The organism is Niabella yanshanensis (assembly GCF_034424215.1).
Classification (GTDB): Bacteria; Bacteroidota; Bacteroidia; order Chitinophagales; family Chitinophagaceae; genus Niabella; species Niabella yanshanensis.
On the sequence record NZ_CP139960.1, the window covers coordinates 4,716,598 to 4,729,323 of the forward strand.

Sequence of the window (12,726 nt, forward strand, 5' to 3'; positions counted from 1 at the left end):
GATTCTTTACTTCAAATAATTGAATGGTTTAAAACATGAAATTTTAAATGAGAAATCAAAAAATAGGAAAGCTGCTGTTGTTGCTGGTCCTGATTAGTAACTATGATAAATCTTTGGCTCATCAGGCAAAAAGGGAGCCGGTGCATATGTTTGTTGAGGCAGGTCTATCAAATACAGGAGAAAGTGCAGGAAAACTACCGGATTTGTCAGACACAGTTTTTCGCATAGCTCGCTATAGGAGTGATAAAACCTGTGCTATTAGCTACACTTTCGACGACGGTTTGAAAGAACATTATACCTGGGTAGTACCACAACTAAAACAGCTGGGTTTAAAAGGCACTTTCTGGATCAATGGGAGTAAGATCAACGATCCGGATGATCCCGGTAAAGATACTACCCGTATGACCTGGGCTGAGCTAAAGGAGATGGCAGCAGCCGGGCACGAGATATCCAACCACGGATGGGCCCATAAAAATTTTGGCAGGTTTAGCCTTGATGAGACCAGGGAAGATATTGAAAAGAACGACAGCGCCATACTCAATAATATTGGTATTCCTTCACAAACCTTTTGTTACCCCAACAATACCAAAACACCGGAAGGTGTAAAGCTAGCCTCGGAGAACCGTGTAGGCACCCGGTTAGAGCAGCGCTCTGTAGGTGGAAAATCTACTCATGCAAATCTGGAGAAATGGGTAAGCGATCTGTTACGTGATCAGGGTTGGGGTATTACTATGACTCATGGCATTCATTACGGATACGATCATTTTTCAGATCCTGTCATTTTATGGGAGCATTTGAAACAAGTGAAGGATAGAGAAGATCAGATATGGGTAGGCACCTTTAAAGAAGTAATGGCTTATACAAAGGAAAGAGACGCCATCCGGTATGTAATAAGAACAAAAAAAAATGGGATAGTAGTGGAGCCCGAACTCGCACTTGATAAAGCCCTTTTTACACAACTGCTTACTGGTGTTATCGAAGGAAAGTTTAAAAAAATCAGGATCAGCCAGGGAAAAAACAAACTGAATCACCGGATTCTCAAAAACAAAGTACTTTTTGATTTTGACCCTTTTGGAGGAGTAATCGATATTTCATTTATGTAGCATCCTTCCCGGCTTTCTTACAGGCATTGACCGCCTTTATCAGCAATGATCCCTGTCCCCAGTGCCTTGATTCGTGTCTGCACGGATTATAAATATTGCTATCAGGATGAAGCAGGATGGTTGTTAGCAAGATGACCTTATCTTTAAGGCTTCTTCAATAAAACGATCATATGCCTGATGAAGATTACTGCTTCGCCATTGCTACTCATCACTTTAGCCAGATGCAGGCCAACGCTATTCGGGCGAACTCGCATGATTGGATATCACCGGGTTTAAGACACAGAAAAATAAAAGCAATACGATTGCGGTTTTATAACTTTTAGGAAAAAAAGCTCTTTTAGATATATAAAATAATTGGATGAAAAAATTACTGTTTTCCTGTTTAATGATTTTGGGAATAAGCCAGTTGATGGCCCAGGCTCAATGGCCTGCCATTACACAACAGGCAAAGCCCTGGACCCGTTGGTGGTGGATGGGAAGCGCTGTTGATGAAAAGAATATCAGCAACCTGTTGAAACAATATGGTCAATCCGGGTTGGGCGGTGTAGAAATCGTACCCATCTACGGGGCTAAAGGATACGAAAATCGTTACATCAAGTATTTGTCTCCCCAATGGATGCAGATGTTGGATCATACGGTAAGCCAGGCCAATGCTTTAAATATGGGGGTTTATATATCGGTAGGCACCGGCTGGCCCATCGGCGGATCGCATGTTACCCAAGAAGATGCTGCGTCCAAAGCCCTTGTGCAGCAATACGACCTGAAAGCCAATACAACATTGCAGGATTTGATAGTAGTAAATGATCCTAAACAAAAAGAGGGTGCTGTTTTAAGCGTGTTGATGGGATATAACAATGCAGGACAGGCCACGGAGCTAACCAATAAAGTAGACGCTGCAGGCAAACTAAATTTTAAACCCAACGAGGATTTAAAGTTATTGGCTTTGTTCAATGGTAAAACACGTCAGGCTGTAAAAAGAGCAGCGCCGGGTGGGGAAGGTTTCACTATTGATCATTTCTCAAAATCAGCTACGGTCAACTATTTTAAGGCATTTGATGCGGCTTTTGGCAATAGCTCACATGGCGTAAAAGGATTTTTTAATGATAGCTATGAAGTATATGGTGCTAACTGGACACCCGAATTTTTTAACGAATTCAGCAAACGCAGGGGCTATGATTTGAAACAATATATTAACGCACTTTTTTCGGATGCAAAAGATGATCGTACCGCCCGCATCAAATCAGATTACCGTGAAACCATGGCTGACCTCATGCGGGAGAACTTCTCAACCGTATATACCAAATGGACCCACCAGCGTAAGGCGCTTTCTATCAACCAGGCGCATGGCTCACCCGGCAACCTGCTTGATCTGTATGGCGCTTTTGACGTACCTGAAACAGAAACCTTTGGCAGCAGCTATTTTCCTGTCAAAGGATTAAGAAGGGATAGCGCAGATATCAGGAATGTAGATCCTGATCCCAATATGTTGAAATTTGCTTCATCAGCTGCCCATGCTTATGGCAAGCCATTAACGAGCTGCGAAACCTTTACCTGGCTCAGCGAGCATTTTAAAACTTCCTGGAGCCAATGCAAGCCCGAAGTAGACCAGGTTTTTCTTTCCGGAATTAACCATGTATTTTATCACGGTACTACCTATAGTCCTGCTGACGCAAAATGGCCGGGCTGGTTATTTTACGCTTCTGTAAATTTTGTGCCCAACAATAGCTTATGGCCCCATTTAAAAGGATTGAATGATTACATAGCCCGCTGCCAGTCGGTACTACAGGCTGGTATGCCAGATAATGAACTGGCCATCTACTGGCCCATATATGATATATGGCATAATGCCAAAGGCATGGATAAACCATTGTCCGTGCATCATGTAGACGACTGGTTACACCCGACAGCTTTTTACAAAAACCTGGTATCGCTGCAGAACGAAGGTTATGCGCTGGATTTCGTCTCCGATAAAATGTTGGAACAGGCTAAGGCTGGCGGAACGCAATTCAGCATTTCGCCCAAAGGTGGCCGTCATAAAGTATTGCTGATTCCGGCAGCTGACAAAATGCCGGTAGCAACTTTTAAGAATATCGTCAGACTGGCGCATGAGGGCGCATCTGTTGTCATACAGCAATTTCCGCAGGATGTGCCGGGTTATAAAGATGTGGAGCTACAGAGGGCAGAACTGAAGCGCCTGGTCGCCGAATTGAGATTGTCGGCAAGTAATAAACTGCAGGTAGCCTCAGTTGGAAAAGGCAAGATCATTGTAGGTGATATGCACGAAGCTTTAGCCTATTTGAAAATAGCCCGGGAAACCATTGCAGATGAGGGCCTGAAATTTATCCGTAGAAAAACGACTGATGCCCGCTATTATTTTATAGTGAATAATACAGCAGGTGATTTTGATAAAACAATTTTCCTGGAAAATACTGCAGCAACAGTTGTGATAATGGATCCAGTGAATGGCACAGTGAACAAAGTTGTACATCAAAAAAATAGCACTGCAACGGGTTTCAGGCTGCAGCTAAAGTCAGGTGCATCGATAATTGTAAAGCTAACCGATAAGAAAGAAACAGCCGCTGCTTATAGGTATTCAGAACCTGCAGGAGAAGCCATTTCGCTGCAAAATAGTAAATGGACATTAAGCTTTAAAGAAGGCGGACCCGAATTGCCTGCAGCACGACAGATGACGGGCATTAAACCATGGACTGATTTTACAAACGATCCCCGCACACAGGCTTTTTCCGGGACTGGTGTTTATACAACTTCTTTTGTTCTGAAAAATAAAGCAGCAGATTACCTGCTGCAACTGGACGAATTATATGAGTCGGCAAGGATCATTGTTAATGGTAAAGATGCAGGCCTGATCTGGAGTTTGCCTTTTGAAAAAAGAATAGGGCAATACTTAAAGCCTGGCAATAATACCATCAGTGTTGAAGTGTGTAACCTGATGGCCAATCGTATCCGTGATATGGATCAGAAGGGAGAAGTGTGGCGCAATTATCATGAGATCAATTTTGTGAATATTAATTATAAAGATTTTAATGCCGGTAAATGGAATGTACAGCCGTCGGGATTAGGAGGTACTGTTCAATTAGTGCCGCTCAAATAGGTAGCAGGTAAATCCTGAAACGGATATCATGGTAAGCTTGTCGCGAGGAATCCTTTGGAGACGAACCCTGCTTATGACCGAAATATTCCCATGTATAGATTGTGGTATCTGCATCAATTATTGATCTGAAAAAGCTAAACAAAAGGATGCATGAAAAATAAAGAGCTTAAAAAGATATCCCTTTCGCTAATATGGCTGGTCAATTATCTTCCCTCCAATAGCCAGTCTGCCAAACCTTATGAGCCTACCTGGGAGTCGGTAGGTAATCATAATTCTGTCCCCGAGTGGATACGGGATGCCAAGTTCGGTATCTATTGCCACTGGGGTGTATACAGCGTACCGGCTTACGATAATGAGCAATACTATTATTACATGCACCAGGATTCATCCTACGATAAAATGGGTACCTGGCGCAGGCAGGAAGCCCTGTACGGGCCGTTGTCGAAATTTGGCTATCATGACTTCATTCCCATGTTTAAGGCCGATAAATTTGATGCGAACGAATGGGCGCAAGTGTTTAAAGAGAGTGGCGCCCGTTTTGCCGGAACCGTTGCCGAGCACCATGATGGGTTTTCGATGTGGGATAGTAAGTACACCTCTTTTAATGCCAAAAATATGGGACCCAAAAGGGATGTAGTCGGTGAATTGGCTACTGCTATTAAGTCCCGCAATATGAAATTCTTTGCTTCTTTACATCATCCTACCAATTATACCTATCTCAAAGTAAAGCCGCATTGGGCTGCCGCCGATCCTAAATATAAAAAGATGTACGGTTCGCAGATGAAGCATGACGAATGGCTGCAGATGTGGCAGGATAAGAGCAATGAAGTGGTCAATAAATATCATCCGGACATTATGTATTTTGATATCGGGCTTGACCAGATCCCCGATCCATATAAACTCAACTATATAGCCAACTATTTTAATGAGGGACGTAAGCATAACCAGGAGGTGATCATCACTTACAAGAATAAAGAATTGCCTGCTAATGTAGGTATGCTCGATCATGAGAATAGCAATCCCGATAAAATAGAAGCTACTCCCTGGCTTTGCGATTATGCCATTGGCACGGGCTATCATTATTCCTGGGGCTATGTAAAAGGTATGCAGATCAAAACCGCAAAAGACATTATTCATAAACTTGTTGAAGTGGTGAGTAATAACGGGCAGATGTTATTAAACCTTTCTCCCATGGCCGATGGCAGCTTTCCACAGGATCAGAAAGATGTGGTGGCTAATGTGGGCGTTTGGTTATGGTCTTATGGCGAATCGGTATATGGCACCCGGCCTTATTCCGTTGCAACAGAAACCACGGCACAGGGGTACAGGGTTTACTATACAAAAAACAATAAAACCTTATATGCGATCTTTTTAGACTGGCCCCGCAATGGAGAATACGTTCAATTGAAAGAACTGGGACTAGCTGATACGAAATCAGCGGTAAAATCGGTAACGGTATTGGGTTTAAAAGAACCGGCTACCTGTAGCTTTACACAAACGAATGAGCAGCTATTGATCACCATACCTCACAAAACGCGTATCCCTTCTGACATAGCACAGGTATTAAAAATCGAACTGGAATAAAATGAATAAAAGTATAATGAAAATGTTGTTGGTTCTTTTAGGAATTCAGTCAGCAATTGGTCTGCAGGCTCAGGAGAAGATCGTACTCTGGCCGAAAGACAAAATGCCTAATAGCAAAGGGCTGCAAACAAAAGACAGCATTATAAAAGAATATTTATTTACAACCACCAAGCCGCGGATGTATGCATACCCCGCTGCTAAAGAAAAAAATACCGGTGCAGCTATTTTAATAGTACCTGGAGGCGGATATTTAAGATTACCTGCTGATTATTCAAAAAATGCGACAGCCTTATATTACCAGTCAAAAGGTATTAATGTATTTGTACTTTGCCATCGTTTACCCGGCTCGCCCGATTTGATCAGCCCCGAAAAAGCGCCCCTGCAGGATGCACAAAGAGCCATGCGTATCATACATGCCAATGCTGCTCAATGGGGAATCGATACCAGCCGGATCGGGGTAGGAGGTACTTCTGCAGGCGGCCATGTGGCATCAGGCCTGGGAACTCATATGGAAGATATAAGCGCTATTGGCGATGAATTGGATGGATACTCTTTTCGACCTGATTTTATGGTATTGGTTTCTGCTGTTATTTCTTTTAGAGATGGCATTGCGCATAAGGGCAGCCGCGACCGGCTGATCGGGTCTACACCGCCCCAGACGCTGGTTACATTGTATTCTAATGAGAATAGGGTGACCAAAGCAACACCACCCACCTTGCTGATCCATGGCAACGATGATCGAACCGTTTCTTCCTTAAATAGTGTGGTATTTTACCAGGCGCTGAAAAATTCGGGCATCTCATCATCCTTACACATATTCCCTTACGGCGGTCACGGTTATACCGTAAATAAAAATCCTGGCTCCGCTAATATGTGGCCGGAAATTACTTTGGAGTGGCTAAGAGAAATGAAATACATACAATAGTTATCTTAGCGGATCAAAAAAGTATAAGGAATGCAATTATTTGAACAAACATGGCGCTGGTATGGTCCTAACGACCCGGTTTCACTATGGGATGTAAAACAGGCAGGTGCCACCGGCGTAGTAACAGCTTTACATCATATTAAGAACGGAGAAATATGGACAATAGAGGAAATTCAAAAGAGAAAATCAGAAATTGAAGCCGTAGGCCTTACCTGGTCGGTGGTAGAAAGCGTGCCGGTTCATGAACATATCAAAACGCAGGAAGGGGAATATAAAAAATATATCGATCATTATAAACAAAGCATCCGTAATCTGGCAGCATGTGGTATACACATCGTAACTTACAATTTTATGCCGGTGCTGGATTGGACGCGTACTGATTTAGCCTATACAATGCCGGACGGGTCTAAAGCACTACGGTTTGAAAGGGCTGCTTTTATAGCTTTTGATGTGTTCCTGTTAAAACGTCCCGGCGCAGAAAAAGAATACACGGAAGATGAATTGACTAAAGCGAAGCTGAGACTGGAGGGTATGAGTGAAGAAGAAAAGAGCATGCTGGTAGCAAATATGATTGCAGGCTTGCCCGGTGCGGAAGAAAGTTTTACCCTGGAGGCCTTTCAAAAACAATTAGATCGCTATAGCAACACCGACGCAGAACGCCTGCGTTCGAATCTGATCTATTTCTTATCTGAAGTAGCAGCCGTGGCTGACGAAGTAGGCGTGAAACTGGCTATTCACCCGGATGATCCTCCCTATGCGATCCTCGGCCTGCCCCGGATCATGAGCACAGAAGCTGATTTTCAGAAACTGGTAGCCGCAGTTCCTAATGCATCTAACGGGCTTTGTTATTGCACGGGTTCTTTTGGAGTGATCCCTCAAAATGATTTGCCTGCTATGCTACGTAACCTGGGCGATAGGGTTAATTTCGTCCACCTGCGATCTACCCAGCGGAATGAAGAAGGGGACTTTTACGAGGCCAATCACCTCGAAGGTGATGCCAATATGTACGCGGTGATGAAAGAGCTGGTGCTGCTACAACAAAAAAGACAAATATCCTTACCGGTTCGTCCCGACCATGGGCACCAGATGGTAGATGACCTGCGCAAAAAAACGAATCCGGGTTATTCCTGTATTGGCCGTTTACGTGGCTTGGCTGAGCTAAGAGGCCTGGAAATGGGTATTGCAAATTCTATATTGTAGGATGAAATCAATTTTGAATATATATAGTTGTATCCTATGCTGCCTGTTAACTATCGGTTCATCGGCGCAAACGGACAAACCCGATAGCAGCATTCATTTGTATCTTTTAGTGGGGCAATCGAATATGGCGGGGCGGGGTAAACCCGATGCGCAAAGCAGGTTAACTAATCCAAAGGTCCTGATGTTGGACGCTACGAATAACTGGGTTCCGGCAACCGACCCCGTTCATTTTGATAAACCCAAAATGGCAGGGGTGGGGCCAGCTATTAGCTTTGCCAATGAGATGTTGAAGGATGAAAAGGATATTACCATAGGCCTGATTCCCTGTGCCTGGGGCGGGTCGCCCATAAGAGTGTGGAGTCCCGGAGCTGCCTATTTTAACGCGCATCCTTACGATGATGCTATACGACGTACAAAAATAGCCATGCAAAAAGGAGTGTTGAAGGGTATTATATGGCACCAGGGAGAAGCTGATAATGATTCCCTCCGTTCAAAAAAATACCTGCGGGAGCTGGTACTGCTGGTACAGCGGTTTCGCAAGGACCTCTCCAATGATCAGCTGCCTTTTGTAGCAGGAGAAATCGGCTATTTTAATAAACGGCACTTTATAAATCCGGTGATCAATCAATTGCCCCGGGAACTATCACATACATCCGTCGTATCGGCTGAAGGCCTGGTAGATAAGGGCGATCATTTACATTTTGATACGCAATCAGCCCGCGAGATGGGAAAGCGGTACGCCCGGGCAATGAAGCGATTGCAGGTAAAATGATCTGGCGTTGATGATAACAGGCTACATTTATTGCAACTTTTTTATGGGATGATTGTTTTTTATAGCACATATTCTATAAAATAAAATACATGAATAAAGTAAGAATTTCAAATACAGACCTGGAGATCGCGCCGTTAAATTTTGGTGGTAATGTATTTGGCTGGACTTTGAATGAAGAGCAGTCTTTTGGTATACTGGATGCTTTTGTTGATAAGGGCTATAATTTTATTGATACGGCCGACACCTATGCCTGGTGGGTAAACGGTACCGGCGGTCAGTCTGAAACGATCATTGGTAACTGGATAAAAGCCCGTAATAACCGTGATAAAATTGTATTGGCAACCAAAGTGGGTTCAGAAACCAAAGAACACGGTTATGATATTAGCAAAGCGCATATTTTAAAGTCGGTAGATGAATCCCTGCAACGTTTGCAAACCGATTATATCGACTTGTACTACACGCATTTTGACGATAACAAAACCCCGGTAGAAGAAACCTTATCGGCTTATGATGAAATGATTAAAGCCGGGAAAGTGAGATATATAGCGGCTTCCAATTTATCGCCTGAAAGACTGATGGCCTCATTTGAAGCTGCCGAAAAAAATAACCTGCCACGTTACGTAGCCCTGCAACCGCATTATAACCTGGTGGAAAGGGAAAAGTATGAGCAACAATATGCTTCCCTGGCGCAACAATATAACTTATCAGTATTTCCTTACTGGTCTTTAGCAGCCGGCTTTTTAACCGGTAAATACCGTAGTGAAGCCGATTTCAGTAAAAGTACCCGTGGCGCCGGTGCTGCCAAATACCTGAATGAAAAAGGGTTGGCTGTATTGAGAGCATTAGACCAGGTAGCTGCTGCTCATAACAGTACCCCTGCGACGGTAGCGTTGGCCTGGTTGCTGGCACAGCCTAATATAGATGCACCTATTGTAAGCGCCACCAGTAACCATCAGCTGGAAGCTTTGTTTGCCGCTCCTGAATTAACACTTTCCTGGGAAGACCTGGATGCATTAAATAAAGCAAGTCAATAATCTGACAGAAAAAATTTTATATAAGCCCGGGGAACCAGGCTTTTTTTATGAGTGGTGGTCTGCACCCTATAACAACCGGTATTATTTATAGAATGGCCTCCGGCCGGTTTGATACACATCACGGCGCAGCAACGGACAGTATCTCCACTGACCGGGCGGGGAATCGAAACCATTTTGAATAATAATCCTGATATATGTTTGTAATAACCGATTATTTTTCTATTTTTAATTGTACGATTAACAATTAAAAATCAATTGCCATGAAGAAAATGACGCTGGCGCTGCTTACAGCAGTTTTAGGAGCCGGAGTAAATGCACAGGTAGTAACTACTACTTTAAATACCTACGAAGCGAAAACAACCATCAGCAAACATATATACGGGCATTTTGCCGAACACCTGGGGCGGTGTATCTATGACGGTTTTTGGGTAGATGAGAAAATGGATGTAAAAAAGCAGGGGCGCATCAGGTTGGATGTGGTAGAAGCATTGAAAAAAATTAAGATACCCAACCTGCGCTGGCCGGGTGGGTGCTTTGCTGACGAATATCATTGGAGAGATGGTATTGGTAAGCCGGCTGACAGACCGAAGATGGTGAACACGAACTGGGGGGGTGTTTCGGAAGATAATAGCTTTGGTACCCACGAGTTTCTGGAATTATGCGGCTTGTTGAACACAGAACCTTATGTAGCAGGTAATGTGGGTAGCGGTACAGTAGAAGAAATGGCTAAATGGGTGGAATATTTAAATTCCCCTGCACAAAGTACCATGACGGAGCTAAGGAGGCAGAATGGCCGTCAACAGCCCTGGAAAGTGACTTACTGGGGGGTGGGTAATGAGAGTTGGGGCTGTGGGGGAAATATGACGCCGGAGTATTATGCCGACCTCTATAAAAGATACGCTACTTATGCCCGTAACTATCCGGGTGCTCCCCTGAAAAAAATAGCCAGCGGTGCCAATTCCGACGACTATAGGTGGACTGAAGTGTTGATGAAGAATATTCCGCGTAACCAGATGTGGGGTGTGACTCTGCATTATTATACATTGCCCACAGGAAACTGGAGCGGCAGTAAGGGTTCTGCAACCGCCTTTAACGAACAGGAATATTTTAAAACTATGAAAAACTGCCTGCATATGGAAGAACTGGTGCAGAAGCATTCGGCTATTATGGATAAATACGATAAGGAAAAACGCGTGGCGCTGGTGGTGGACGAATGGGGTATCTGGACGGATGTAGAGCCGGGTACTAATCCGGGTTTCCTGTACCAGCAAAATAGTTTGAGAGATGCATTGATTGCCGGAACCACCTTGAATATATTCAACAATCATGCAGATCGGGTAAAAATGGCCAACCTCGCGCAAACCGTAAACGTGTTACAATCCATTGTATTAACAAAAGGAAAAGAAATGTTGCTGACGCCTACTTATCATGTATTCGACCTGTTTATGGGGCATATGGATGCCAAACTGGTACCCATGAATTTTACTACACCGGATTATACGAATGGTAATGAGAAAATTCCTGCGGTAAACGCTTCCGCTTCGCTCGATTCCAATGGTAAAATGCATATTACACTGGTTAATATTGATGCAGGGAAAGACATCGCATTGAATATATCGCTAAAGGGAAAGAGCTACAAAAAAGTAAACGGAAGAATATTGACTTCCAGAAGTTTTACAGATATTAATACATTTGACAACAAAAACAAAGTCATTCCGGCAGCTTTCAATGGCGCAACAATCGGCAAAGGCTCTTTAAATATTAAATTGCCCAGGTTGAGCGTGGTTAGTATTGAGTTGGAGTAAGGCCATTCCTGTAAGCTAATCAAACGTTTGAAATAATAATTTATTAACAGTAAAACCGGAAATAGATCGATTATCGTTATTATTGTTGCCGCCATTTAAATTTTATACCCAAACGTTATGAACAAGAAGTTTTTTCTGTTATTCTTTATAGCAGGTATTTTCAGTTGCAAAACAGCGTCGGTACTTACAGATTATGGCATTGAGAAGGGAGATGAGTATGCGTCCATTGCTGTGTTGCCCGATACCCAGTATTATACGGCATTGCGCCATGGCGGCAAAATGAGTATGTTTCAGAACCAGATAGACTGGCTGATTAAAAATTATAAAAAAGAAAAAATAGCATATATCATTCATTTGGGTGATATTACCGATCACAATGCGCCGGTGGAATGGGAACGGGCCACATCGGCTATGTATCGGCTGGATGCTACTAACGTACCTTATGGCCTGGCGGTAGGCAATCATGATCAAACACCTAACGGAACACCTGCTGCAGGTAGTGACACCACCCAATATACCAGGTACTTTGGGAAAACTCATTTTGCTAACAAGCCCTGGTATGGAGGAGCGCTGGGTAACAACAATAACAGTGATACACATTTCGACCTGTTTACTGCCAACGGCGATAAATATCTCGTAATGTATTTTGCCTTTAATCAGCCCGATTATAAGGGCTATAATGAAGCTTACGAGAAGCAAATGCTGCACTGGGCCGATAGTGTTTTAACTGCGCAGGCCGACAGAAAAGCGATTTTAGTATGTCATAGCATGTTGGGGAAACCTAAAGGAACCTCCAGTGGTGATAAGCCCGGAGCGGGGGATAACAGCCTGCAAAGTAACTTTACCAAACAGGGTAAGGGTATTTATGAAATGGCCAAAAGTCACGGCAACGTATTTCTAATGCTGGGAGGACATATAGCCGGAGAAGGTCGCAGAAAAGACACTCACAATGGTAATATCATTAAAACTTACCTTTCCGATTACCAATCAAGGCAAAGTGAGCCTTATGGAGGTGCAAAAGATCGTAATGGCGGTAACGGTACGATGCGATTGATGCGTTTGAATAAGACAAGACAAACTTTAAGTGTGGTAACTTTTATTCCGCAGGCAAATGGCGCTGTTATCAAAGAAACAGACGGTGACAGCCAGTTTACGGATGCCTTATATCAATAAAATAAAAGATCGAATATA

At 43.5% G+C, this 12,726-nt stretch carries 9 protein-coding genes; all 9 read left to right on the forward strand.

Going from position 1 to position 12,726, the window contains the following annotated elements; genetic code table 11:
• The first annotated feature begins 47 nt into the window (after positions 1-47).
• The 9 genes from U0035_RS19580 to U0035_RS19620 all read left to right on the forward strand — a co-directional run bounded on the left by U0035_RS19580 (position 48) and on the right by U0035_RS19620 (position 12,708).
• Complete coding sequence (locus U0035_RS19580) at positions 48-1,103, forward strand: polysaccharide deacetylase family protein (RefSeq protein ID WP_245957695.1); 1,056 nt, start codon at positions 48-50, stop codon at positions 1,101-1,103.
• A 358-nt stretch (positions 1,104-1,461) separates the two neighbouring features.
• The gene (locus tag U0035_RS19585; RefSeq protein ID WP_114790625.1) at positions 1,462-4,215 is read left to right on the forward strand and encodes a glycosyl hydrolase; all 2,754 of its coding nucleotides are present in this window, start codon (positions 1,462-1,464) and stop codon (positions 4,213-4,215) included.
• A gap of 150 nt (positions 4,216-4,365) precedes the next feature.
• A complete protein-coding gene (locus U0035_RS19590; protein ID WP_114790626.1) occupies positions 4,366-5,799 on the forward strand; it encodes an alpha-L-fucosidase in 1,434 nt (477 codons plus the stop codon).
• A 1-nt stretch (position 5,800) separates the two neighbouring features.
• Positions 5,801-6,724: an alpha/beta hydrolase gene (locus tag U0035_RS19595; protein WP_211316415.1), complete on the forward strand. Its 924-nt coding sequence runs from the start codon at positions 5,801-5,803 to the stop codon at positions 6,722-6,724.
• A 30-nt stretch (positions 6,725-6,754) separates the two neighbouring features.
• Positions 6,755-7,924 carry a mannonate dehydratase gene (gene uxuA, locus U0035_RS19600; protein ID WP_114790627.1) on the forward strand — a complete coding sequence of 390 codons (1,170 nt, stop codon included), beginning with the start codon at positions 6,755-6,757 and terminating at the stop codon, positions 7,922-7,924.
• Between the two features lies 1 nt (position 7,925).
• Positions 7,926-8,696 (forward strand): sialate O-acetylesterase, encoded by a 771-nt coding sequence (locus U0035_RS19605; RefSeq protein ID WP_114790628.1) that lies wholly within the window; start codon positions 7,926-7,928, stop codon positions 8,694-8,696.
• Positions 8,697-8,785: 89 nt separating this feature from the next.
• Complete coding sequence (locus tag U0035_RS19610; protein ID WP_114790629.1) at positions 8,786-9,730, forward strand: aldo/keto reductase; 945 nt, start codon at positions 8,786-8,788, stop codon at positions 9,728-9,730.
• Positions 9,731-9,990: 260 nt separating this feature from the next.
• Positions 9,991-11,535, forward strand: a complete 1,545-nt coding sequence (locus U0035_RS19615) for an alpha-N-arabinofuranosidase (RefSeq protein WP_114790631.1) — start codon at positions 9,991-9,993, stop codon at positions 11,533-11,535.
• 117 nt (positions 11,536-11,652) lie between these two features.
• Entirely contained in the window at positions 11,653-12,708 is a 1,056-nt protein-coding gene (locus U0035_RS19620) for a metallophosphoesterase (protein ID WP_114790632.1), read from the forward strand.
• Positions 12,709-12,726: the final 18 nt, after the last annotated feature.

Excerpts from the sequence above, each read along its gene's own strand:
- U0035_RS19580 (WP_245957695.1), top strand. The coding sequence starts at position 48 with ATGAGAAATCAAAAAATAGGAAAGCTGCTGTTGTTGCTGGTCCTGATT.
- U0035_RS19585 (WP_114790625.1), top strand. The coding sequence starts at position 1,462 with ATGAAAAAATTACTGTTTTCCTGTTTAATGATTTTGGGAATAAGCCAG.
- U0035_RS19590 (WP_114790626.1), top strand. The coding sequence starts at position 4,366 with ATGAAAAATAAAGAGCTTAAAAAGATATCCCTTTCGCTAATATGGCTG.
- U0035_RS19595 (WP_211316415.1), top strand. The coding sequence starts at position 5,801 with ATGAATAAAAGTATAATGAAAATGTTGTTGGTTCTTTTAGGAATTCAG.
- uxuA (WP_114790627.1), top strand. The coding sequence starts at position 6,755 with ATGCAATTATTTGAACAAACATGGCGCTGGTATGGTCCTAACGACCCG.
- U0035_RS19605 (WP_114790628.1), top strand. The coding sequence starts at position 7,926 with ATGAAATCAATTTTGAATATATATAGTTGTATCCTATGCTGCCTGTTA.
- U0035_RS19610 (WP_114790629.1), top strand. The coding sequence starts at position 8,786 with ATGAATAAAGTAAGAATTTCAAATACAGACCTGGAGATCGCGCCGTTA.
- U0035_RS19615 (WP_114790631.1), top strand. The coding sequence starts at position 9,991 with ATGAAGAAAATGACGCTGGCGCTGCTTACAGCAGTTTTAGGAGCCGGA.
- U0035_RS19620 (WP_114790632.1), top strand. The coding sequence starts at position 11,653 with ATGAACAAGAAGTTTTTTCTGTTATTCTTTATAGCAGGTATTTTCAGT.